Here is a 25,461-nt window from a genome sequence, read left to right as displayed (position 1 = left end):
TAATTATACCAATTTTATTAAAAACATGATCATTCTAGCGTATTAAATAACTCACTAACTACGTTAAAAATTATGATACATAGAACAACTATGTATCATAATTTTAGCCTTGTTATTGCGCTATTTTCTTATCGCCATAATAGATCACTAATTTAATGCAATTGGTATTAAGTAAAACCTCTTAATTGAGAAATTGTCACAGGGATTAAGATATTTTTACTATACTTTTAATATGTCATCTGTATTAAAGTGACTATATTGAGTGTTATTTGCAAATATGAACTTACAGGCTAAACCTATTGAAAGTGTCTAATACACCTAATTCAACTCCTTCTATAACGCAATATGTTGCTAGGCAGCCCATATTTAATATTGAAAAAGAACTATTTGCATATGAGCTGCTATATAGAAACTCGCCAAATAACGCTTTTCCAGTAGGTACAAGTGATCAGCACGCCACCAGTCGTTTATTTTTTAATACACTTATGTTGGTGGGGCCTGAGAAACTTACCGCCAATCAACTGGCGTTTATAAACTTATCTACGGATGCATTGCTTGATGATTTTCCAAAATTATTAAATCCAGACACCACCGTTATTGAAATAGTCGAACGTGCAGTAAATATTGCGGCGGTTGCTAATCGTGTGCGTGCACTTAAAAAGGACGGATATATTTTTGCGCTCGATGATTATGATGGTGATGCTAAGTGGGAGCCACTATTAGCGCTTGTTAGTTATATTAAAATAGAAGCAGATGAACCCATTATAAAAACGACTATATGGGTCAAAAAGCTTAAACGTAATTATCCACACTGTAAGATTATTGTTGAACGTATAGAAACGCACCAGCAATTTTTATTATTAAAAGCGGCTGGATGCGATTATTTTCAAGGGTTCTTTTTTTCTCAACCTGAGATGATTTCCTATAGTGGTGTCGATCCATCTAAAGCAAGTGTATTTGACTTATTGAAATCGGTTTCAAAAGCGTCTTTGTGCTTTGAAGAAATACACCAACGTGTGGCTAAAGATATAGGGATCACCACGCGCATATTAAAGTTGGCCAATGCACGTTCAGGTAATGCTAGTTTGGTCATTACTTCTATCTCACAAGCTGTAGTTTACTTAGGCGAAGATGTTATTCGTCAATTCGTTCGAGTGTTGGCTTTGAGTGATTTGGGTATTGATAAACCGACTGAATTAACTAAATTTGCACTTGTACGAGCAAGGCTTATGGAGCTAATTTTAAGTGAAAGTGATAAAGAGCTAGCTGAAAAAGCTTACTTGGTAGGCTTGTTTTCGATGCTTGATGCTATTTTGGATATAGAGCTAAAGGTAATAGTGGAAGAGTTTACACTCGATGAAAGCATTAGTGCTGCGTTATTAGTAGGTGCAGGCGCTTTGGGTGATTGTTTAATGCTGGTTAAAGCGATAGAAGGACAAGATTGGTCATTGGTTGATTCAACACTTCAACAGATCAATTCGCAACTTTCGATTGAGGAACTTTATAACTTTATTTTAGAGTCGATGCTTTATAGTGACGATGTGATAGAGGTTATGGTTGATTAAGTATGCGTAATTGGTTGTCTGTTTTAAGTATTATAATTGCGATAGGTTTATTGTTGCCAGGAATTACAAAGCCGATATTAACAATAGAAGGTAGTATAGATAAATCAAAGCTAGCGCAAGCGGGTATTGAAATGCTGGCTGAAGAGGGCGATGGCCGTACTCGTAGTATGCTAATGATGTTTTCGAACATGTTAGGGCTTGATAAGTTAGAAGGCGAGATTAGCGCCTATAACAAAACACAAAGTATTTTAGGCACAGTTAAAGAGCTTGCTAATAACAATAATCTATTTGTAGCCGCTTTAGTGGGGTTGTTTTCTATTGTTATTCCAAGTTTGAAGCTATTATTACAATTGCTCTATTGTTGCCTACCTTTGAATGGATTTAAGCAAAAGCTCGGTCTGGTTATTTGTGCATTAAGTAAGTGGAGCATGGTTGATGTATTTGTTATTGCATTAATAGTGACTTACTTAGCAGGTAACGCTCATGGTAAAAGTGGTGAGCTACTTGTTATGAATGCACAATTTGGTGAAGGGTTTTGGTATTTTAGCGCATATTGTATATTTGCAATTATCGCCAGTAACTTGATCAAAACACCCGATAAACCGCAATCTACATAATTAAAGTGTTTGTGGTTGCCGTTTGGTTACCTTACAATCGTTTTGAAATTTATTAAAGGGCATAATGTTGCAACGTTTTTACTCTAGTTTACTCATGATAACTTTGCTACTCACTTTTGTGGGTCAGGCAGTTGCGTCTGTAGCTATGGTATGCGAAATGCCACATATGCTAACTAAAACAGCAATGCATGCCCAAATGCCAATGACACAAAGTAGTGATGCAACAGCTGTCGCTAGCATGTCTGAAAATATGATACAGATGGATTGTTGCGACGACGAAAGTACGCCAAAAAATGATTGTAAATGCCCTATGAGTGGCTGCGCAGCTAATTCAATGCTTAATGTTGATACTTTATTTAGCGTTACTTTACTTGAATCTGAAAAAGTAAATGTACGTGTATTTACTACACAAATTAATATACCTCGTTCACTCTATCGCCCTCCTATATCTGCTTAATAGCAGGATAGGTGTATGTAAAAATTGCGGTAACCCCGTTTATTGGTAACCCTTAAACACCTTTTTTGCTTCCTAATTTAAGATTTTCTTTTATTTTTAGATGGAGCAGGTGATGAACCACGCTGTAAGTATTAAAGTCGTATTATGTAGTGTTATGTTATTTAGCACCGCTGTTAATGCGCAAAACAATTCAAATAACCTAAATACAGATATGCTAAAGCAAGTCAGTAATGAGCAAACGCTTAGCTTAACGCAAGCGCTTAATTATGCGCTAACGCATGAGCCATGGCTAAAAGCGAATAGCTACCAAGAAGATGCAGTAATAGCGCAAAGCATTGTCGCAGGCACCTTACCCGATCCTGTTTTAACGGTTGGCTTACTCAACTTACCTACTAACGGTTATGCGTTTGATCAAGAAGGGATGACGCAGCTTAAAATTGATTTAAGCCAAAAGTTTAGTCGAGGAGATAGCTTAGCGCTTAAACAAAAAGCATTAGCACAGTCTGCGCAGCAGTACCCTTGGCAGCGCGCCGATCGCTTAGCACAAGTAAAAGCAATTGTGATTGAGTCGTGGTTAAACGCGTATCGTGCTCAGCGTAGTATTGCTTTAATTGAGCAAGATAAAGGGCTATTTACTCAACTTATTGACATTACCGAAGCAAGCTACGCAAGTACCTTAGGTAAAACACGTCAGCAAGATATTATTCGTGCGCAATTAGAGCTCACCCGTCTTGAAGATAAGCTGGTTATGCTTGAGCAGCAATTTGAAAGTGCTAAAAACCGTTTAGCACAGTGGTTACCTATTAATATGCTTATGCAGCCTTTAAATGCCGAGTTTACTAAAACCACAGGGCTGGTTGATTTTTCGAGCCTTGAATTTGATGAACTAATACAGTTACTCATGGCGCATCCCGCAATTATTGCGCTAGAGAAAACGGTCACAGCAAAGCAAACCGAAGTTGCGCTCGCTAAGCAAAGCTACAAACCTCAAATGGGTGTTAATGTAGGTTATGGTTATCGAGATGATACCCCGATGGGGGAGTCGCGAGCTGATTTACTCTCGGTAGGGTTTAGTATTGATTTGCCATTGTTTACTGATAACAGACAAGATCAACAGGTTAAATCGGCTATTGCTAGTGCTGAGGCCTCTAAAACACAAAAGTTAGTGGCACTTCAAAAACTCAAGGGCATGTACTTTAAGGCGTTTAGCCAACTCGCTCGTTTGCAAAAACGCGATGCGCTTTATCAAAATACGTTATTACCGCAAATGTCAGAGCAATCTCAAGCAACACTTAATGCTTATACGCGCGACGACGGGGATTTTTCTGACGTGATGCGCGCGCGCATTAGTGAACTTAACGCCAAAATTGACGCACTTAATATTCAAGTAGATCAACATATTATTACCGCCCGCCTTAATTATTATGCAAGTAGCTTAGACACCCAAGTAATGGCAGAACAAACTGGAGAATTGCACAATGAATACTAATTTAAAGTTACTTGTTGCCGCCTTAGTTGGCGCAGGCGCCTTTGGGTTAATAGGCGGCTTGGTAATGCAATTTTTACCTAGCAACTCGGCAATGAATGAACAGCAAAATGCTAACAAACAACCCTTATATTGGGTAGCCCCTATGGATAGTAATTACAGGCGTGACACGCCAGGGCTGTCGCCAATGGGAATGGATTTAGTCCCTGTGTATGAAAACGATAGCAACGCTCAGGATGGACCTGGTGCTGTAACTATTTCGCCTGCAGTCATTAATAACTTGGGTGTAAGAACCGCCAAAGTAGAGCTTAAAACACTTCACAGCGATATAAATACAGTGGGTTACGTGCAATATAACCAAGATCAACTTATTCATATTCATCCGCGCGTAGAAGGCTGGATTGAAAGCTTATACGTTAAAGCGCAAGGTGCACAAGTTAAAGCCGGTGAGCCTTTATATACTTTGTACTCACCACAGTTAGTGAACGCACAGGAAGAGTTTTTACTGGCGGTTAATCGTAATAATAGCGTGTTAATTCGCGCTGCAAAGGCGCGTTTAGAGTCGTTAAACGTGTCTGCTGGATTTATTGGGCGTTTGCAAAAAAATAAAAAGATAATGCAAAATATTACTTTTTACGCAAAGCAAAGTGGTGTGGTAGATGAGCTAAATGTGCGAGAAGGATTTTACGTAAAACCCGGCACATCAATGATGAGCATTGCTCAGCTTGATGAAATCTGGGTAGAGGCACAAGTGTTCGAGCGCCAATCAGATCTGGTTAGCGTGGGCTTACCTGTAACGATGACGCTTGATTACTTAAAAGGTCAAAAGTGGCTGGGTAAGGTTGATTACATTTACCCCGCGCTTGATGCTAAAAATCGGACGCTGCGTGTCAGGCTTAGATTTAATAATGTAGATCATCGGTTAAAGCCAAACATGTTCGCGCAAGTGAGCATTCACGCTAAAGCGAGTAAGGCGCAATTTACAGTCCCTAAAGAAGCGGTAATTCGCACGCAGCATCAAAACCGTGTGGTTATTGCATTAGGCGAGGGTCGTTTTAAATCGGTAGAAGTCGAAGTTGGGCAAATTAATAGTAATGAAGCAGTCATTTTGTCTGGTGTAACGACAGGTGACACGGTAGTGGCATCAGCACAATTTTTAATAGACTCTGAATCGAGTAAAAGCTCTGACTTTAAAAAAATGGAAATGGCTAGTTCTGGTATCAACTCAGGTATGAGTTCAGGCCCGAATACGGATATGCAGCCACAAAGCGCCACGGTTAACGGCACTATTAACGCCATAGATACACAAAACCGTATTATTAATATTAGCCGAGAAGCCATTAAAAAATGGAATCGAGAACCCGGCACAATGGACTTTGTATTAGCGCCTGATATTGACATTACCAAGTTTGAAAATGCCCAGTATATTAATTTTACTTTTAGCATTATTAATAATGAATTTGTAATTACTAAAGCGCAAAACGCAGAGCCGATTGATCATTTTACTATGCAACCTATGCAACACAGTTCTCACTAGGAGCCATTATGATAACTGCTATTATTCGCTGGTCTGTTGGCAATCGCTTTTTTGTGTTGTTGCTTACATTAATTTTACTGGGTGGAGGATTGTTTGCACTAAAAAATACGCCCGTGGATGCCTTGCCTGACTTATCTGATGTTCAGGTCATTATAAAAACCACTTACCCGGGGCAAGCGCCGCAAGTAGTGCAAGACCAAGTCACATTTCCGCTCACCACAGCAATGCTTTCTGTGCCGGGTGCGCAAACCGTAAGGGGTTTTTCGTTTTTTGGTGACTCGTACGTTTACGTTATTTTTGACGAAAAAACTGATTTGTATTGGGCGCGTAGCCGAGTACAAGAATACCTAAGCCAAGTAGCAAGTAGATTACCCGATAGCGCTACGCCAGAGCTTGGTCCTGATGCGACAGGGGTCGGTTGGATTTATTTATACGCACTCGTTGATAAAACAAATAAACACGATATTAGTCAGCTACGAAGCTTACAAGATTGGTTTTTAAAGTTTGAGCTACAAACTGTGCCCGGTGTCTCTGAAGTGGCTGCTGTTGGTGGCATGGTTAAGCAATACCAAGTCAATGTAGAGCCTGATAAATTACGTGCATATGGTATCCCGCTTAGCCTTATTCAAACTGCTATCCAGCAAGGCAACCAAGAGATGGGCGCCTCGGTAGTTGAAATGGCTGAAGCTGAATACATGGTAACAAGCACAGGCTACATTAAGAGTGTTGCCGACTTGGAAGCTATTCCGCTTGGTGTAAACGCCAACGGTACTGCGCTGCAATTACGCGATGTAGCCGATATTAGAGTCGGACCGCAAATGCGCCGTGGTATTGCAGAGCTTAATGGCGAAGGCGAGGTAACCGGCGGCATTGTTATTATGCGCTATGGCGAAAATGCACAAAAAACCATTGAGCTCGTAAAAGCAAAATTAGAATCGCTTAAAAAGGGATTACCAGAGGGCGTTGAAATAGTCCCAGTGTACGATCGCTCCAACTTAATAAATAACGCGGTAGATAATTTAACAAGTAAGCTAATTGAAGAGCTTATTGTAGTTGCCTTAGTGTGTGTGGTGTTTTTGTTTCATGTGCGCTCATCGCTGGTGGCGATTATTACGTTACCGCTTGGGATTTTAACGGCATTTATAATTATGTATTGGCAGGGGATTAACGCCAATATTATGTCTTTAGGAGGAATTGCAATAGCGATAGGCGCAATGACTGACGGTGCTATCGTCATGATTGAAAATATGCATAAACATATGGAAAAAACGCCCCTTACCAACGAAAATCGCTGGGAAGTTGTGGCTAAATCGGCGAGTGAAGTGGGCCCTGCATTATTTTTTAGTTTATTAATTATTACTGTCAGCTTTATGCCGGTATTTATTTTAGAAGCGCAAGAAGGGCGTATGTTTGCGCCACTCGCTTACACTAAAACCTATGCGATGGCGGCTTCTGCTGGGCTTGCGATTACCTTGGTGCCGGTATTAATGGGTTACTTTATTAGAGGTAAAGTCATTTCGGAGCAAAAAAATCCAGTTAACCGATTACTTGTTGCAGGGTATCGTCCACTCCTTAACTGGGTGCTTAAATTTCCAAAAATGACATTGGTACTCGCGGTGGTTGTTTCTGCTATTGGCTTTTACCCGGTAAATAAAATAGGCAGTGAATTTATTCCGCCACTCGATGAGGGCGATTTAATGTATATGCCCACAACGTATCCTGGTTTATCGGTAGGTAAAGCACGCGAAATACTACAGCAAACCGACAAGTTAATAGCCACAGTACCCGAGGTTAAAACGGTATTTGGTAAAGTTGGGCGAGCAGAAACCGCAACAGATCCTGCGCCGCTTACAATGATAGAGACGTTTATTCAGCTAAAGCCCAAAGATGAGTGGCGCGAGGGTATGACGCTTGAAAAACTTAAAAAAGAACTCGACGGTTTAGTTAAATTTCCGGGGCTGACTAATGCGTGGGTTATGCCGATTAAAACACGTATCGATATGCTTGCAACGGGTATTAAAACGCCTGTGGGAATTAAAGTTGCGGGACCAAAGTTGAGCGAAATTCAAAAAATTGGTCAACAAATAGAAGTGCTTTTAAAAGATGTGCAAGGCACCGCATCGGTTTACTCAGAGCGCGTAGCCGGTGGACGTTACATAAAAGTAGATATAAATCGTGAAAAAGCCGCGCGTTATAGCTTAAACATTAGCGACGTACAGCAAGTTATATCGACTGCAATAGGTGGTACAAACGTAACACAAACGGTAGAAGGGCAAGAGCGTTACCCTGTTAATTTACGTTATCCGCAGGCATACAGAGACTCGCCAGAAGAGTTAATGTTGTTACCTATTGTAACGTCTACAGGGCAGCGTATAGCACTTGGTGATGTAGCCGATGTATTTATTGAAGATGGACCGCCTGGTATAAAAAGCGAAAATGCACGTTTAAACGGTTGGAGTTTTATTGATATAGATGGCGTTGATATTGGTACTTACGTTGAGCACGCTCAGCAAGTGCTCGATAAAGACCTAATACTACCTGCTGGCTACTCAATTACGTGGGCTGGGCAGTATGAATACATGCAGCGCGCTAAAGAAAAACTGACTTATGTATTACCACTTACATTAGCGATTATTATTGTATTGCTTTACCTTAATTTTAGAAGCTTTGCTGAGGTCACTATTATTATGGCTACGTTGCCACTGGCAATGATTGGTGGCGTATGGCTAATGTATTTAGAGGGCTTTAACTTTTCAGTTGCAGTAGGTGTAGGCTTTATTGCCTTAGCTGGGGTAGCGGTAGAAATTGGGGTCATTATGTTGGTGTATTTAAACCAAGCCTATCAAGAAAAGTGCCTCGAAGCAGAGCAAGCCGAAAAACCGCTTAGTTTAGTGCAATTACAGCAAGCTATTATTGAAGGAGCAGGGCTTCGAGTTCGCCCTGTAATGATGACAGTTGCGACAATTATTATTGGCTTGCTGCCTGTGCTTTATGGCACGGGCACCGGAAGCGAAGTAATGAGCCGAATAGCAGCGCCTATGGTTGGCGGTATGGGCAGTGCAATTGTACTCACCTTACTTGTTATTCCTGCGGTGTATTTTTTATGGCGTAAAAAAGGTCTTCAATAAATTAAATATATAGAGCAATACACTTACATATTGCTCTATAAAAGTTACTTATAATTTGTAAGTTGTTCTATAAAATAGTTATATATTACCACCTTGAAATTCAAGTGATTGTTTTATAGGTCTTTTTAGTTGGCACGTTATACGCAGAGTATTACTTATACAGTCAACAAGTAAGGAATGCACATGCAAGTTAAAACAATTAAAGGGGTATACGATTGGACCGTTTTGTTTCATACACAAATGGCGGCAAATTTTCATAGTGTCAAAGGTATACTCGATGAACATAACGCGATGCTGGTGGACTATTACTTAAATTACGAAAAAAAACTAGCTGAAGATTTAGTCGGGTTTAAGGCGATAACCGAAATAAATACGCTCGATACTTATAGTTACGAATACTTTGCTAAAAACCCTGAATTAATTACATTTCAAGATATTAGTAAAGATCAGCAATTTGATGAAAAAGTTATTCAAGGCTACTTAGCACAACAGCATCAAAAAGTGATTGAGTTGTACGAATACTTACTTGAACGCGCTAAAACAGATAACGGCCAAGAAAAACTCCAGCAAATATTAGAGCTTGAAAAGCAAGGCATAAAGCAAATGATGCAAAGCACTAACCGTCATATGGACATGTAATGCCAATTTTATTAAAAAAATGAGCATTCAAGCGTATTAAATAACTCACTAACTACGTTAAAAATTATTTATAGTCGACTGCATGGATGCAGAGCAATGCAGGGAGCAATTGCCGAGAACAACTACATACCATAATTTTAGCCTTGTTATTGAGCTATTTTCTTATCGCTATAATAGCTTACAAATTTAATGCAATTGTATAAATTATGTAACTATGAACACTTTGTGTGATGCAAGGGTTTAGTTTTTTATTGATTCTAAATTTGGGTCTAAAAGTTGTTTTTTATTAGCAAGGGAATGCTGCTTTCCAACAAAAAAATTTAATCCATGTTTGTCTAATAGTGCTCTGAAATTCAGTATGGACGGACCTTTAGCAATTACTTTCATTTTTTTTAGTTGAGTAATTGCTAGTACTCCTTGAAGTTGGAAATCGTAACTTTGTTGTTGTAATACGCGCTTACTAAACGTTGAGCTTAGTAATAGATAATCAAAGTTAACATCAGTCAATAAATTAAGCTCACACCTATCTTTGGCAAAGTTATTCAGCCCAATTGAGTAACCAAGTAGCGAAAGCTTCTTAAGGTTTTCGAGCTGTATTGCACATGCTTGGCGAATTTCTTGTTCATCAAATAGTAAGCAGAGTTGGCTTTGACCTTGTTGCTTACTAAGCACTTCGGTAAATAAAGTAAATTCATGCAATCCTAGCAATAGACTTGAGCATGGTACTAATGCCATTTTTATATTCGCATTTACGGCTTTAGTGAAGGCGCGTTGTAGTAGCTGCAACTCCACTTGTACGTGCTGCTCTTGATCGACTGCAAACTTTTTTAAAATATCAAAACTAGTACAACCAAGTATTGGGTGCTCCCCAAATGCTTCAAATAATGATTCTGATTGATGCTGTTCATTTAAAGTAATTATTTCAGAGCTTCTAAAGCTCATAGGTAATGCGTCAAGATGATGAAGAGTTTGCTGTTCTTGCTCTGGCACAGACTGGGTTAATAAAGGATGGAATAACTCGTATCGGTTTTTCCCAGAATTTTTGGCGTAGTACATAGCAGCATCAGCATCACGGATAATTTCGTCGGTATGTTTATAATCGAGTCTCGAGTAAGTTATACCAATACTCGCACCACTTTTTAAAGAGGTGTCTTTTAAGCTAAATGGCATTTTCATTAAATCGATAATACGATTAGCAACATCTTCTGCCTGCTGTGGCTCGGTTAGATGGGTTAGCAAAATAACAAACTCATCTCCACCTAAGCGCGCTAATAAATCGTGGTCACGTATACATTGCGAAAATAACTCACCAACATTTATTAAAAATTGATCACCTGCTTGATGTCCTAGCTGGTCGTTTATATCTTTAAATTTATCTAAATCAATGAACAACACGGCAAAATGGTGTTCAGGGAAACGTTGATAGTGCTGTAATGTTTTTTCGAGTTGAGTTAAAAACAAGCTGCGATTAGGTAGACTGGTAAGCGAGTCATGATGCGCATCATGATAAAGTTGTTGCTCTATTTTCTTTCGCTCATCTATTTGCATTTGTAAGTGTAAGTTTGTTTGGCGTAACTCCTTGGTTTTTTCGTTTACTCTAGACTCTAATTCATGGTAGCTTTTCTTAAGAGCTTGATTAGCGAGCTTTGTTTGCAATACCGCTGCAATTTGGTGAGAGACAAAGGTTATTAGTTCACAATCATCTTGGCTAAAAATATGTTTGTTATTGTAAGCCTGACAAACAATAAGGCCAATTACACCTTGTGATGTTTTAAGTGGAGATCCTAACCAACTGGTGGCTTTTTGTTCTTTTTGTACCGACTGGCTACGTTGTACCGTACCACTTTCTAATAACTCTTTAGCTCGACAAGGGTGTATAAGTTGAGTTTCTTCAGTACTAATTACCAGTTCGCTGTAACCTTTCGAAAAGCGTCTTGGTAATGTGTTTTCTTTAAATTCATCGACACAGTAGGGAAAGTTTATCCAACCGGATTCTTTATCATAAAGCGCAATATATAAATTTTCAGCGTAGGTAATTGTTTTTATTATTTCGTGTATTTTGAAGTAAGCATCATTAATATTTTTAGCTTGAGTCGCCAGTTCTGATATCTTAAATAAAATTTGCTGGCGTTGCAGGGCATGTTTACGTTGCTCAATTTCAATGTTGAGCGCGTCGTTACTATGCGTTAGTGCACGAGTTCTTATTTTAACTTCAGACTCAAGAAGCTCACGTTTTTTTACACGCTCTATAGCCGTAGCTAAATAAAGCGACATAACCTCAAGTAGCTGTATTTGTTGTGAACTATATGTTTGCTGCGTATCGTAGCTTTGCGCTGCTAACACACCAATAATATTTCTTTCTTGGTAAACAGGTACTCCTACCCAATGTTCTGCAGGCGTTCCCATTGCTTTAAATAGACCTTGATCCGCTGCCTCTTGCATTTGCTGTTTGGTAAAGTGAGTTGTTTTACCTTGCTTAAATACGTATCCAGTTACCCCTTTATCAAAACAATTAGGTTGATTAAGGGCAACGGCAATTGCGTCTTTTTCATCTGAAAAATAAGAAAGCTCTAACGATTGGCTGTGTTGATCTAACAACACGACATAAAAACTTTTACTGGGAACGTACTTTTGCAAAATATCGTGAATGGCGGGGTAGAGTAAGGTTAGCTCGGCAACAGTGCTTGCTTGCTCTGATAATTGGATAAGAGCATTTTGTAAATGATGCGATTGCTTGTATTTTTCTAATAGCGTTTTAAGACGTTTATTTTGATACGCTAATTTACAATGCGCTGAGCGTTTATCTTCCAATGATGTAACCGGCTATTTTTATTGTATAGTTATTAGCCTTATACTTTCATTTTTAGCGTTCACCGTCAAGTTGATATTATCGTAAAGTAGTCGCTAAAAGTGCTAAATTAGGCATTAAAAAAGGCTTACCTGTCGGTAAACCTTTTTATTTTAAAAACATTTTGTTTATTTAGATGACATAAAATCGATAGCTGCGCTAATTTCATCATCAGAACAATCCATACATGTACCTTTAGGAGGCATTGCGTTGAATCCGTTAAGTGCATGATCGAGTAAAATATCTTTACCTTTGGCTATACGTGGAGCCCAATCGTCAGCTGATTTTGGTGCACCTAATGCGCCTGTGCCATGACATGCAAAGCAAGAGCTTTGATATACTTGTTCGCCAGAACGGGGGCCAGTAGGTACGGCAGCTGCAGCGGCTTTATCACCTTCAAGATATACTGCACCAATTGGCGCGAGACGTTTTTTAATTGCATCTTCAGTCATAGAGTTATCATATGGCTGTGCGTATGCGGTGGTTGCTAGCAATAATAATGCTGCAGCTGTTAATTTTTTCATTTTGCTTTGCCCACTTCGATTTGAACGTGATCAATCACGATATAGATGACGGAAATTGAACCGATTATAACTCTCTGGCGCAATTTATAAAATGCTAAGAGACGTTTTTATTAATAAAACTGAATACTTTTTGCGTTAACGCAATAAATTTAATAATTTTTTCTTTTTGTTTAGCAATAAAATAAACGTAGTTAATTATAAACAAGTAAACGATCTTAAGATCAAAGTTAGTTTATAGCCAATACGCTACTAACAAGCTTTTCGATCCCAGCATCTGCGTCAAGAATAGTTTGAGCCAACATATAAGCAGGTGTAGTCACTAGTTTGTTCGATTGATCAATAACGACATTATTAACCTCGCAGTTAATATGTGTTGCGCCCAATAAGCTAAGTGCTTGTGCAGTATCAGGATCGTTGCCAATAGTAAGTTGAGCATTGTTGTAAATAAAAGGGATTAAAGCCGGTGCAATACACATATAACCAGCAGGTTTTTTTGCTTGAGCAAATGCTTTACAAGCATTAAGTACGTCATTATTAATAGAGGCTTGAATGCCTTTAACGGCAAAGTTGCATAAGTTTTTCGCAGCGCCAAAACCACCAGGAACAATTAGCGCATCAAACTGAGTAATATCGAGCTCAATCAGTGATTTGACTTCACCTCGCGCAATGCGAGCGGCTTCAGTTAATACATTTCGTTTATCAGTCATTACTTCGCCGGTTAAATGATTAACTGTGTGAAGTTGTTCGATATCCGGTGCAAAACATTGATAAGTGGCACCATTTTTAGCTATGTGTAACAAAGTTAAAATTGCTTCATTAATTTCACTACCATCGTATACGCCACACCCTGCTAATATTACAGCTACGTTTTTCATGCTTCTGTGCTCCTTAATTGAATTTTCTAGGTGTATAGTTTGAAGTTTAACATGGACGAAATTTTTCGTTTAAATAAAATTTAGTATAAAAAACGTTCGCTAAGTAAGTTGTTGCGCGGTATATGCCATTCGCTAGTTATACTCTATGAAAAAAAGTATAAAGGATCGCTATGATCTTTGATCCATTATGCTAGAATACTCCTCCGGTTATTCAAATGGATAGGAATAATCAAAGTGAGTAACAATATAAACGGTTATTAAAAAACCTTTTTCCACATTGGTTTAAAATAATAAAAAAAGAACCTCGTATTATCTTTTTTAAACAAAAACAAGTAGTTAAAGTATTTTCTAAGCATTTTAAAATGCTTTGGGAGGATAGCTTGTGGCTGTTATCTACACACTTATCCACAGCTTGCTCTAGTTTTAATAACACGATAAGCAGTAATTCTCTGTCGTTTTATTTACTACCTTATGGCATGCTTATAATTACCTTAATTTTTTGCATTTAGGATCCAAATTCACCATGGCTCAGATCCCCGAAAACCCACTTATTTTAGTTGATGGCTCGTCATATTTATTTCGTGCTTATCATTCTCCGCCGCATTTAACTAATTCTAAAGGTGAGGCTACGGGCGCTATTTATGGCGTGATCAATATGCTTAAAAGCTTGATCAGGCAATATGATCCCTCACATATGGTGGTTATATTTGACGCTAAAGGCAAAACGTTTCGTAATGATATGTACAGCGAATATAAAGCAAATCGTCCGCCAATGCCGGATGACTTACGCACTCAAATAGCACCGATACACAGTATTATTAAAGCGATGGGCTTTCCGCTAATTAGTATTGAAGGCGTTGAAGCTGATGATGTTATTGGTACATTTGCACGTATAGCATCAGAGCAAAAGCGCCATGTACTCGTCTCTACTGGCGATAAAGATATGGCGCAGCTTGTTAATGAACACGTTACGCTAATAAACACGATGACCGACAGTATTTCAGATCCCGTCACCGTGGTTGAAAAGTTTGGTGTAGGCCCCGAACTTATTATTGATTACTTAGCATTAATGGGCGACAAGGTTGATAACATTCCGGGCGTTGAAGGTTGTGGCCCTAAAACTGCGGTTAAATGGTTAGAAAAGTATGGCTCTCTTCAAGGTGTAATGGATAACGCCAGTGAGATTAAAGGTAAAATAGGTGAAAAGTTAGCAATTGCGCTTGATCATCTGCCTTTAAGCTACGAACTTGCAACTATTAAGTGCGATGTTGAAGTGGAATCTGATCTTGATACATTCAAACTTCAAGAGCCTAACAAAGACGAATTAATTGCATTATATGGTGAGTGCGAATTCCGTCGTTGGTTAGCTGAGTTACTTGATAACCCTAAAGATGCTGAAGGTCACTTAGCAGTACCTACCGAAGCTACTGAATTACCAAAAGTAGAAGATGCTCATTACGAAACGATTTTGACGCAAGCGCAGTTTGATACATTAATAGATCAATTAAATAGTGCTGAGTTATTTGCGTTTGATACTGAAACAACAAGCCTCGATTACATGAAAGCGCAATTGGTGGGCATGAGCTTTGCCGTAAAAGCGGGTGAAGCTGCTTATTTGCCGGTAGCGCATGACTACCCGGGTGCACCAGAACAATTAAGCCTTGAATTTGTAATGCAAAAATTGGGTCCAATTTTGGCAGATGCAAACAAAGCTAAAGTAGGGCAAAACCTTAAATACGATAAAAGCGTATTAGCTAATGCAGGTTTTGCGCTAAATGGCATTAAGTTTGACACTATGCTTGAGTCGTACGTATTCAATAGTGTGGGCACGCGCCACGACATGGACTCGCTAGCTCTTAAATACCTCGGCCATAAAAATATTAGCTTTGAAGATATTGCTGGTAAAGGTAAAAAGCAGCTTACCTTTAATCAAATTGAACTTGAAAAAGCAGCGCCATATGCTGCAGAAGATGCCGATATTACTTTGCGCCTACATGAGGTGCTTTGGCCAAAAATAGCGGCAGATGAAAAGCTAAAATCTGTATTCGAAGATATAGAAATGCCACTTGTTAGCGTGATTTCTGATATTGAACGCACCGGTGTTGCAATCGATAGCAACATGCTTGCAGCGCATAGCCAGCGCTTAGGTGAGCGTTTAATTGAGCTTGAAAAAGAAGCGTTTGAAATAGCAGGCGAACCATTTAACTTAAGTTCTCCAAAGCAACTACAAGTATTGTTGTTTGAAAAACTTGAGCTGCCGATTATCAAAAAAACGCCTAAAGGTGCACCTTCTACCGCAGAAGAAGTATTGCAAGAGCTTGCTCATGATTATCCGTTACCTAAAGTAATTATAGAGCACCGTGGTTTATCAAAGCTTAAATCAACGTACACCGATAAATTACCATTAATGGTGAATGAGAAAACCCAGCGTGTGCATACCTCTTATCATCAGGCCGTAACAGCCACGGGGCGTTTAAGCTCAACGGATCCTAATTTACAAAATATTCCAATTCGCTCAGAAGAAGGACGCCGTATTCGTGAAGCGTTTATAGCCGCAGATGGTTACAAAATTGTCGCTGCGGATTACAGTCAAATTGAGCTGCGTATTATGGCGCATCTTTCACAAGACAAAGGTCTATTAAGTGCATTTGCTAACGGCTTAGATGTACATAGTGCAACTGCCGCTGAAGTATTTGGTGTTGAGCTTGATGATGTAACTACCGATATGCGCCGTAAGGCTAAAGCAGTAAACTTTGGCTTAATTTATGGTATGTCTGCATTTGGTTTAGCGCGTCAATTAGATGTGCCACGCCACGAAGCACAGCATTATATAGATAAATATTTTGAGCGCTTTCCTGGTGTGCTTGATTATATGGAAACAACACGCGAGAAAGCGGCTGAAAATGGCTACGTTGAAACTATATTTGGTCGTCGCTTACATTTACCAGAAATAAACGCACGTAATGGCGCGCGCAGAAAAGGAGCCGAACGTGCTGCTATAAACGCACCAATGCAAGGCACTGCCGCTGATATTATTAAAAAGGCAATGCTGAGTGTTAACCGCTGGGTACATGAACAAGCGCCAAATACGATTAAGCTACTAATGCAGGTACACGATGAATTGGTATTTGAAATCAAAACAGAGTGCGCGGCACAATACACAAAACATATTTGTGAACTTATGTCACAAGCAGCTGCACTTGATGTGCCGCTCATAGTTGAAGCTGATGAAGGTGATAACTGGGAGCAGGCTCATTAATTGATTTTAAGCTATAAATAACGCGGCTAATTGCCGCGTTATTTTTTTATGGGTTAATTGCCAAAAATCGTCGTTTTTGGTTTGTTGTCAAATGCTCATCAAGTAAAGCTGTGATCATGTGTTGAGCTTGTTGCCCAGTGTATTGCTTATTTAATTGATCAATTTGAGTTACTAATTGTAAGTTTAGGCTCTGCCATTGCAGGCGTTGTTGTTGCAAGTTAATTAAGCGTGTTGCGGCAGCATCACCAAACTCTCCAGCGAGCTGGTTATAATCCTGACTAATAAGTGCTTGTTCAAGTTCATTATTTAATGCGTTTAACTGCTTGCTTGGTTTTAGCGCTTGAGTAAGGTGTTCAGGTAATGCTCCCTCAAGGTTTGCTAATAATTGTTGCTTTAACTCATCATTAATATGGCGATCTTGATTGATCTCGAGTTTAGCAATGGTATAGCGTTGCCACTGATTATCATCATCAAATAGTAGCGCAATCTCATCGTCGTTAAAGTATTGGCTTTGAACCGCAAGCATCTCTTTTAATTGTTCCGATAGCGATAAACCGTTTAGCGAATTTTGTAGTTCAGCAATGGCTTCTTTAAAGCTTAAATAACGGGCAAATAAAGCCGCGTGTTTTTTACATTGTTGTATTTGCGTGCAGGCTTGCTGTGTTTGCGTAATGCTAAAATTATCGTGTTCTTGCTCAGCTAGAATAATGTGGTCAAACATATCATCAACAGCCGTTGGAATGTTCACATCTGGCGGAAGAGTCTGCTTGTTAGGCTGAAAGATAAAATAACTAATAACAAGGGCCGTGATAATAAACACAAGCCCTACAAAGTATGAACGAAACATTATTTACAAACCCATGTTTTTTAGACGGTTTGCGTGCTGGCGATAAACGCTAAGTGGATCGGTTTCAAAAATATGATGAAAGCCAATCATCTGATTTACTTCATCAAGGTGATTCATTTTGTAGTTGTCTTTTAAAACATAGCCAAGGTGGCTACTACAACGTGAGACTAATCCATCATCATCCCCAGGAATGAGTAATGACGTAATCGCTAATGGAGCATCTGAGGGATCAAAAACATTAGTGAGTGTGCGAGTGCCGCTCCATGAAAAGTAATAAACGCCATTACTTGCTTGCATTGTGCCTTGGTCGCACTGAGATGCGGGTAAACCTTCAGGATATTTCTGATTAAACGCAAGTGCACCTTTCGTGGTTAAGCTCTCAAGTGCTCCAACAGCATTTTGTGGTAATCCATTATTACCTGATAGTAGTCCGATTAATCCACCAAAGGCATTAAATGCAGCTTTTGCAACGCCTTCAAGTTTTGAACCAGGAATTAGGCCTTGACGAACAACATCAGCAACAGGGCTTCCAAAATTTACGCCACCGACACTGGTTGCCGAAGCAATAATATCAGGACGAACAGAAGCGACATAACGAATACTTTGCGCGCCTTGGCTATGACCAATTAGATTAACTTTAGACGCGCCCGTTAATGCCATTATTTGTTCGACTTGTTGCAGTAATTGCTCACCTCGCTGCTCTGAGCTATTTACAGAAGAAACTGAAGTGACATAAACGCGAGCGCCATCTTTACTTAGATTTGTTGGAATACGATAGAAGTAATCAATACCTAAGATGTCGTCAAACCCCATTATTCCGTGAGTCAAAACGATTGGATATTTAGTTTGCGTATAGCCTGCATTTGCTGCAAAGCTTAAAATAAACAGTAAGCTACAAATAGATAGAACAAATATTTTTTTCATAAATGGTACTCTTTTGTGTATGTTTTATAACGTCATTAAACTGCTATTAGCAATTTCATTTGTGTGTTTTTTATTCAGCGCGTTACTAATAGAACAAATAATTAACATTTTAGCAATGTTAATTTTAAGTTAAATTAAAATGAAATTTGTAGGATTAGTTATATGTTTATCAATTCTTTCAATTCATCCCTTTATTTAGTTTATTTCTCAAGCCTAGTTTGTTAAAGTGCCGCCCGTCCTATCCTGTAGGACATCCTGTTGATGATGCATCTGAAAAGGTGCAACAAATTGATAGCTTCTCCCCAGTTTGCTATATCGGCCTACCAACGTGTTTGTTGGGCCGTTTTTTGTTTTATTCCCCCTTACATTAATCTACTTATTACTCATCCAAAACTCAGCTTGTATACCAATTTAAATCGATCATAGCTGCACCTTAAAGCCGTCTTTTTAAATAAAGTCGTAATGAAATATCGAATCCGATATTTTAGTATGGTTTGGGGGAACATCGGGTGATACCATCAAACAAGGGTCTATTTAACCTAAACTCTAGTTAAGAGGTAACACATTGGACCATAATGATATTTAAATTTATTTTTCTCTAGCCAGAGGTGTTCAGTAAATTCAACGCAGTTAGCGCTGAAAATAGCGGTTTGAGATTAATTTATTATCCAGAGTTCAGGTTATTCATATTTATTTAAGGAGTGCATTATGTTTAAAGCGTTAGCTATTGCAGGTTTATCGTTATCAAGTTTGGTTATTTCTAATGCCGCTCAAGCTAACTGGCAATTAGTAAATGATAAAAGTCAGTTGAGTTTTGTTTCGATTAAAAAAGATACCGTGGCTGAATCACACCATTTTACTAACCTCGAAGGTATGCTTTCAGATAAAGGTGAGTTTAGCGTTAGTATTGATTTAACATCAGCTGAAACCTTAATCCCCATTCGTAATGAACGTTTAACAACGTTATTATTTGAAGCGGCTAAATTTCCAAATGCCGTTTTAACGGCAAATTTAACTAAAGAGCTGAGTAATATTAAAAAGCCCGGTCAATATGTATTGAAGGGTATTAAAGCTGAGCTTGATTTTCATGGTAATAAAAAGCCATTAGTAATTGATGTACTGGTTAATAGTACGCAAAATGGAGATTTAACGGTGTCATCATTTACACCTATTATTATTAATAGCGATGATTTTGGTATAACGGAAGGTGTTAAACAGCTGCAGAAATTAGCGGGCTTACCTTCAATAGCAACAGCTGTGCCTGTTACGTTTGCAATTACACTTAAAAAGCAGTGATTTCTTTAAGTGAGCTTAGCAAGCAATTAAGCGAGCCAAGTAAACCTTTTGATAGTTGGCAGCCTACTTATTGTGGTGAGTTGCCAATTGTGATTAATCATGAAGGTAAATGGTTTTACGAAGGCAGCGAAATAACACGCCTCGCCATGGTAAAGCTATTTGCTTCTGTATTATGTAAAGAAGAAGAGCTGTTTTATTTAAAAACACCCGTCGAAAAAATAACAATAACGGTTGATGATGCACCGTTTATTATTGTTGATTGGCGTTTTGAAAATACAGCACAAGGGCAGGTTTTGTGTTGCATCGATAATGTGGCTAGGCTGTGGTTGGTGAGCGCTCAGCAGCCTTTGTATGTGAAAGATTATAAAGGCTCAAAAGTGCCTTATTTAAAGCTACCTAATGGGTGTAGTGCGCGTGTTGCGCGAAGCGTATTTTATCAGTGGGCTGAAAAAGCCGAGACTGATAAGCTCGGCTACTTTATTAAATCTGCTGGTAAACAGTTTTATTTATCGTAATTCAGACGTATTAAGCGTCTGGATTAGTTTCCTCAGTCGCTTTATCTGCAGGTGGCACTGCTATGATAGGGCCCAAAAACCATTCATCTAGCTTTTTAGCAACTTCTGGTAAGCCCGTGCCTTTTAGTGATGAAAATGCATGGACTGTTATATCCCCATCAAGCGTACTTAATTCACGGCGAACTTGCAGTACTTGCGCTTTACGTGCGCCTTGCTTAAGTTTGTCAGCTTTAGTCAATAGCGCCAATACTGGAATTTCACTACCAATTGCCCAGTTAATTAAATCGCGGTCTAGATCTTTTAAAGGATGACGAATATCCATTAAAATAACGATACCTTTTAAGCTTTGGCGCTTTTGCAGATATTCACCTAACGACTTTTGCCATTTCTTTTTCATTTCGATTGGCACTTTAGCAAAACCATAACCTGGCAAATCGATAAGGCGCATATCGTCAACATCAGCTAAATCGAATGTGTTGATCAGTTGAGTACGGCCAGGCGTTTTACTGGTACGTGCTAGTTTTTGATCTGTTAATGCATTTAATGCACTTGACTTACCTGCATTGGAGCGACCGGCAAACGCAACTTCAATTCCCGTATCAGCAGGTAATTTAGTAATGTCTGGAGCGCTTGTTACGAAAGACGCAGTATTATATTTGATACGAGATTTGAGCACAGGCTCTCCTAAAACTTAAAAAAATAACATTGAGTAAACCAAATTTACTCAGGGCGCGTATTTTATACTATAAAGGATGTATTAAAAAGCGTATTTAACCACCTAAAAGCAACGCCTGTGGTACATTTAAAACATGTTAAAGCTTAATCTAAGTCAAAACCCTGTAAATTATAAGCTTAATATGTGTAGAAAACGTGCCAGAGAATTTATTATCGTGTAGAATATGTTTATTACAGCATCACGATTGTAGATGATACAGGGTCGGAAACAGAGAATTCACCATGAAAAAAATAGCACTATCTTTAACAATATTGCTTGGTGCGTTGTCAGCAAGCAACGCAACAGCATTTGATGGCGATGTAAACGCAGGTAAAGAAAAATCAGTAACGTGTGCGGCTTGTCACGGCCCAGACGGTAATGCACCGATTAACATTTACCCTAAAATTGCAGGTCAACACCCAGATTACATCCTTAAACAACTTAAGGATTTAAAATTAGGTATGACGTCAGGCGGCAAAGAAGGGCGTATGGATCCAGTAATGAGCGCAATGGCTATGCCACTTAGCGAGCAAGACATGAAAGATCTATCTGCTTATTTTTCTTCAATGAACATGTCTGAAGGTGTTACACCTAAAGATGTTGTTGAAGTTGGCGAAATGTTATTTAAAGCAGGCGATGCCGAACGAGGAATTCCGTCGTGTGCTGCATGTCATGGTCCACGTGGTAATGGCTCATCACTGGCTAAATTTCCAAAAATTTCTTTTCAGCATCCAGGATACATCAAAGCTCAGCTTGAAAAATTCCGTGATGGTACACGTCATAATGACCTAAATGGTATGATGGGCGATATAGCGAAGAAATTAACAGATAAAGACATTGAAGTGCTTTCTCAGTACTTAGGCGGTTTACACTAAAGTCGTATTTATTTAATTTTAATTAATAAATACACTACAATGTTTACAAAAAGCAGCTCAAGCTGCTTTTTTTGTGCCTGAAACTAGCGATATTGCCGTTGTTATTTGTAAGACATTGGCCATACGGTAGTGTAAGAAAAGTCTTATTTTAAAAGTTTTATTTTTATTAAGTTATTGTAATTTAAATGAAGTTGAATTTGTTAACGTAGATGCTGCAAGAAAAAACATATAAATTAGTTGTAACAAAGTTATTAACGAGTAGATTAACCCCTGTCGCAAAATAATAATAAAATGGAAATAGCTATAAGGACAGTAGCGCGGCACGACTACGTAGCACTAGATTGTTGCTACAAAAGGAAATAACAAAAAAGAGTCAGGAAGACCGATAAAAATAAAAACTCATGGAAGTTTAATAATAAAAACAAAATGGAATGTCACAAGGAACGAAAAAATAATAACAATACGGACTGATAATAATAAAAATAATAATGACTAAAAAAAGTCGAAGGGAGAAGTGTCCAGATAATGGCGCTCAGATTAGCAGGCGGTAGAGATGTTTTCTCTACCGCCTTTTTATTTGTCCTGTTACAATACCCACCGTTTAATAACTGGCGATAAGCTAGTTTAGGCGCTATGACACGAGAAGCCCAACCTCTGAAGCGCAAACTGAATTCTTCTGGCTATGCCAGCACTGCGATGTCCATTAATTTGCACCTCGCTCAAAACCTCTTAAGTGAGACGATCAAGATATGAGTAGAACGAAAAAGTCACGCAAAAGCCCTTCAAATGGACCAGTACGTTTAAGCCAAGATAAGCTTAAAGAAATGCGTGCATTAAAAGAGCAGCGAGTTAAAAAAACCAAAGGTGCTAAGCCTGGTTCGCGTAATGCACCTGATGCATTAAATGACGATAGCCAAAATTCACAGTCAGGTTCTAGAGATAAGCGCATTGGTAGTAAAAAACCAGTGCCACTAGTTGCAACGGCTGTTGAACCAAAAGTAGAAATGAAACGTAACTTAAAGCCAACAATTGAGCTTAAAAAAGTTGTGCAACCTGAGTTTACACCAGAGCAAGAGCTTGAAGCGCTTGAAAACGATGTGCGTTTACTTAAATTAGTAGAGCGTCACGAAGGCGGTGAGCTATTAACGGGTAAAGATGCCAAGTACTTTAATAGCAGTATTGCTCGTCACCAGGTTTTATGCGAATTGTTAGGGCTTGAAGACGAAGATGAGCCAGAGCTTGAAGATGACTTTATTGGCGAAGGTAATTCAAACTCAGACTTTGATCAGTATCTATCAAATGATCTAGCAAATGAATGGCTAGATGATGAAGAAGACAAGTAATTAAGGGTAATTAATGAGTACTGCGATAATTTTGGCCTTGTTTTTAGGCGCTGCTATCATAGCTGGCTTGGCATTTTATGCGGGTCAGTTGCTGTATAAGTTAAATGCGCAAAAAAAGTTAATTGCCAAAACGCAGGCTGAACAAAAGCAAAAGCTTGAAAAGTCGCGTTTAAAACGAAACGCAAAACTAGCCGATAGTATTCATTTAATCGCACGTGCAATGAATGAAGAGCAGTGTGAGTTTTCTGAAGGCTGTTTACGCATTTGGGTACTTATGTCTCAATATAGCTTTGAGAACGAGCAAGATTTGACTGTTAAATATCCTGGTATTTATAAAATGTATCAGGTAGTTAAAGAAATGCCGACGCACGATGCACGTAAAAAATACTCTAAAAAAGAGATTTTTAAGCTAGATAAAGCTCGCTGGCAAGCTGAAGAAACACTTAAAGATGAGGTTAAGGCCGATTGCGCCAAAATTATCATCGAGTTTAAAGCCGCTCCAGGCAGCGATAAAGTGGTTTTTAATTAAAGCTACAACTCAAATACAAAAAGCAGACCTAGGTCTGCTTTTTTTGTGCCGATGTATTTGTTACCCAGAGTTAAGGCTAAATCACTCTTGAAAAGCGCGTTGTGTTAATTTGTTTTTGTAAATGAGCGTCAAAGCACATGCAAATAATACGAATAAATAAGTTACCGCGTGGTGTCACGCTAATTTTATGCTCAGTTATCGTTAGCAACTCATCTTTAATGAGCGGTGCAAGCGCAATTAACGCATCTTTAAAGTAGTCATTAAATACAAGCGTATGTTTTTCGCTAAACGCTTGTATATCTAATTCAAACTGGCAAATTAGCTGCTTAATTGCATCAGCACGAATGACATCGTCATGTGTTAAGTGCATACCTTTATTAAGAGCACAGCCGTTTTGTATTTCTACGCTGTGGTAATAATGCTTTAATTCTTTTTGATTTTGTAAGACGGCAGTGCCAATTTGTGAAATTGATGACACACCTAAGCCTAATAAATCACAATTTCCATGGGTTGTGTAACCTTGAAAATTACGGTGTAACTTACCTTTATTTTGTGCAACAGCTAGTTCGTTATCAATTTTTGCAAAGTGGTCCATACCAATAAACTGATACCCTGCTTGCGTCATTTGTTCTAGCGTATTTTTAAACATGGTGAGTTTATTATGTGCACTGGGTAAATCTACATCTTTAATTTTTCGCTGTGCGGCAAAGCGCTCTGGTAAGTGCGCATAGTTAAACACCGATACTCGGTCAGGGCTTAACTCAATAAGTTGCTTTATAGTTTGTTTAAAGCTCTGTGGTGTTTGTAGTGGTAGCCCATAAATCATATCTGCATTAATAGATTGAAACCCCAGTTCGCGAGCTTGTGTAATTAATTGCTTAACGGTATCTGCATTTTGCGGGCGATTAACAGCAAGCTGTACGTCATCGTTAAAGTCTTGAATCCCAAACGAGACACGATTAAAGCCAAGCATTCTTAAATCAACAAGCATATTATCGGCAAGTGAGCGTGGGTCTATTTCAATGCCGCGTTCAGTAGTTCGCGTAAAATTAAAGTGCTGCTCTAAAAGCTTTATTAAACGGGTCATTTGTTTTGCGGTTAAAAAAGTGGGTGTACCGCCACCTAAATGTAATTGCTCAACCGTGTAGTTTTTAAATAAATGAGCCTGAGCAATAATTTCTTTTGCTAAAAAATCGAGATAAATATCTGCTTTAGATTGGTGGCGTGTGATTATTTTATTGCAGCCACAGTAGTAGCAAAGCTGGCTACAAAACGGAATATGAATATACAAAGAGAGTGAGCGACTATTTGATGATTCTATCGCGCTTAGTAAGTCCTGCTGCTGATACCCATCACTCAGCGATAAAGCGGTGGGATACGAGGTATAACGGGGGCCAGACACATTATATTTGTTTATTAGGGTTTGATCCCACTGTGGAAGTTTAATCATCACGCGCACCTAAGTATTTATTTAGGGGGAGA

At 38.8% G+C, this 25,461-nt stretch carries 20 protein-coding genes; 13 read left to right on the top strand and 7 right to left on the bottom strand.

Annotated features, from left to right (window positions below; all coding sequences use genetic code 11):
* The first annotated feature begins 299 nt into the window (after positions 1-299).
* The 7 genes from PALI_RS03685 (at position 300) to PALI_RS03655 (ending at position 9,429) form a co-directional block, all read left to right on the top strand.
* The gene (locus PALI_RS03685) at positions 300-1,565 is read left to right on the top strand and encodes an EAL and HDOD domain-containing protein (protein ID WP_193154951.1); all 1,266 of its coding nucleotides are present in this window, start codon (positions 300-302) and stop codon (positions 1,563-1,565) included.
* 2 nt (positions 1,566-1,567) lie between these two features.
* Positions 1,568-2,182, top strand: coding sequence for a paraquat-inducible protein A (locus tag PALI_RS03680; protein ID WP_193154950.1), 615 nt, complete (start codon positions 1,568-1,570; stop codon positions 2,180-2,182).
* A 157-nt stretch (positions 2,183-2,339) separates the two neighbouring features.
* Positions 2,340-2,639 carry a hypothetical protein gene (locus tag PALI_RS03675; protein WP_193154949.1) on the top strand — a complete coding sequence of 100 codons (300 nt, stop codon included), beginning with the start codon at positions 2,340-2,342 and terminating at the stop codon, positions 2,637-2,639.
* A 112-nt stretch (positions 2,640-2,751) separates the two neighbouring features.
* Complete coding sequence (locus tag PALI_RS03670) at positions 2,752-4,128, top strand: TolC family protein (RefSeq protein ID WP_193154948.1); 1,377 nt, start codon at positions 2,752-2,754, stop codon at positions 4,126-4,128.
* A complete protein-coding gene (locus PALI_RS03665) occupies positions 4,118-5,662 on the top strand; it encodes an efflux RND transporter periplasmic adaptor subunit (RefSeq protein WP_193154947.1) in 1,545 nt (514 codons plus the stop codon). The genes PALI_RS03670 and PALI_RS03665 overlap by 11 nt, the downstream gene beginning before the upstream one ends.
* An 8-nt stretch (positions 5,663-5,670) precedes the next feature.
* Positions 5,671-8,790, top strand: a complete 3,120-nt coding sequence (locus PALI_RS03660; RefSeq protein ID WP_193154946.1) for an efflux RND transporter permease subunit — start codon at positions 5,671-5,673, stop codon at positions 8,788-8,790.
* 183 nt (positions 8,791-8,973) lie between these two features.
* Positions 8,974-9,429 (top strand): hypothetical protein, encoded by a 456-nt coding sequence (locus PALI_RS03655; protein WP_193154945.1) that lies wholly within the window; start codon positions 8,974-8,976, stop codon positions 9,427-9,429.
* A 240-nt stretch (positions 9,430-9,669) separates the two neighbouring features.
* On the opposite strand, the gene PALI_RS03650 is transcribed toward PALI_RS03655, so the two are convergent.
* The 3 genes from PALI_RS03650 to elbB form a co-directional block, all read right to left on the bottom strand.
* On the bottom strand, positions 9,670-12,240 hold the full coding sequence (locus PALI_RS03650; RefSeq protein WP_193154944.1) for a diguanylate cyclase domain-containing protein: 2,571 nt from the start codon (positions 12,238-12,240) through the stop codon (positions 9,670-9,672).
* Positions 12,241-12,405: 165 nt separating this feature from the next.
* Positions 12,406-12,801, bottom strand: coding sequence for a c-type cytochrome (locus PALI_RS03645; protein WP_077536822.1), 396 nt, complete (start codon positions 12,799-12,801; stop codon positions 12,406-12,408).
* Between the two features lie 227 nt (positions 12,802-13,028).
* Positions 13,029-13,676, bottom strand: coding sequence for an isoprenoid biosynthesis glyoxalase ElbB (gene elbB / locus PALI_RS03640; protein ID WP_193154943.1), 648 nt, complete (start codon positions 13,674-13,676; stop codon positions 13,029-13,031).
* Positions 13,677-14,199: 523 nt separating this feature from the next.
* On the opposite strand from elbB, the gene polA reads away from it, so the two are divergent.
* Complete coding sequence (gene polA, locus PALI_RS03635; protein WP_193154942.1) at positions 14,200-16,935, top strand: DNA polymerase I; 2,736 nt, start codon at positions 14,200-14,202, stop codon at positions 16,933-16,935.
* A 46-nt stretch (positions 16,936-16,981) separates the two neighbouring features.
* Here polA and PALI_RS03630 read toward each other — a convergent pair whose 3' ends face one another.
* Together PALI_RS03630 and PALI_RS03625 are read right to left on the bottom strand one after the other, a co-directional pair.
* On the bottom strand, positions 16,982-17,782 hold the full coding sequence (locus PALI_RS03630; RefSeq protein WP_193154941.1) for a lipase secretion chaperone: 801 nt from the start codon (positions 17,780-17,782) through the stop codon (positions 16,982-16,984).
* Positions 17,783-17,785: 3 nt separating this feature from the next.
* Positions 17,786-18,706: a lipase family alpha/beta hydrolase gene (locus PALI_RS03625; RefSeq protein ID WP_193154940.1), complete on the bottom strand. Its 921-nt coding sequence runs from the start codon at positions 18,704-18,706 to the stop codon at positions 17,786-17,788.
* 708 nt (positions 18,707-19,414) lie between these two features.
* Here PALI_RS03625 and PALI_RS03620 point away from each other — a divergent pair.
* A complete protein-coding gene (locus tag PALI_RS03620; RefSeq protein ID WP_193154939.1) occupies positions 19,415-20,002 on the top strand; it encodes a YceI family protein in 588 nt (195 codons plus the stop codon).
* A complete protein-coding gene (locus PALI_RS03615) occupies positions 19,999-20,517 on the top strand; it encodes a DUF1285 domain-containing protein (RefSeq protein ID WP_193154938.1) in 519 nt (172 codons plus the stop codon). Before PALI_RS03620 ends, PALI_RS03615 begins: the two co-directional genes overlap by 4 nt.
* 10 nt (positions 20,518-20,527) lie before the next feature.
* Here the strand turns inward: PALI_RS03615 and yihA are convergent, their stop codons facing one another.
* A complete protein-coding gene (yihA, locus tag PALI_RS03610) occupies positions 20,528-21,193 on the bottom strand; it encodes a ribosome biogenesis GTP-binding protein YihA/YsxC (protein WP_193154937.1) in 666 nt (221 codons plus the stop codon).
* A 281-nt stretch (positions 21,194-21,474) separates the two neighbouring features.
* On the opposite strand from yihA, the gene PALI_RS03605 reads away from it, so the two are divergent.
* The 3 genes from PALI_RS03605 to PALI_RS03595 all read left to right on the top strand — a co-directional run bounded on the left by PALI_RS03605 (position 21,475) and on the right by PALI_RS03595 (position 23,979).
* Positions 21,475-22,107 carry a c-type cytochrome gene (locus PALI_RS03605; RefSeq protein ID WP_077536830.1) on the top strand — a complete coding sequence of 211 codons (633 nt, stop codon included), beginning with the start codon at positions 21,475-21,477 and terminating at the stop codon, positions 22,105-22,107.
* A 749-nt stretch (positions 22,108-22,856) separates the two neighbouring features.
* Entirely contained in the window at positions 22,857-23,450 is a 594-nt protein-coding gene (gene yihI / locus PALI_RS03600; protein ID WP_193154936.1) for a Der GTPase-activating protein YihI, read from the top strand.
* A 13-nt stretch (positions 23,451-23,463) separates the two neighbouring features.
* Positions 23,464-23,979, top strand: a complete 516-nt coding sequence (locus tag PALI_RS03595) for a DUF2489 domain-containing protein (RefSeq protein WP_193154935.1) — start codon at positions 23,464-23,466, stop codon at positions 23,977-23,979.
* A 76-nt stretch (positions 23,980-24,055) separates the two neighbouring features.
* Here PALI_RS03595 and hemN read toward each other — a convergent pair whose 3' ends face one another.
* On the bottom strand, positions 24,056-25,429 hold the full coding sequence (gene hemN / locus PALI_RS03590) for an oxygen-independent coproporphyrinogen III oxidase (RefSeq protein ID WP_193154934.1): 1,374 nt from the start codon (positions 25,427-25,429) through the stop codon (positions 24,056-24,058).
* Positions 25,430-25,461: the final 32 nt, after the last annotated feature.

The sequence above is a fragment of the Pseudoalteromonas aliena SW19 genome (assembly GCF_014905615.1).
Lineage (GTDB): Bacteria > Pseudomonadota > Gammaproteobacteria > Enterobacterales > Alteromonadaceae > Pseudoalteromonas > Pseudoalteromonas aliena.
The sequence above is the reverse complement of the archived record's forward strand: the minus strand, read 5'-3'. Positions and strand labels throughout refer to the sequence as shown.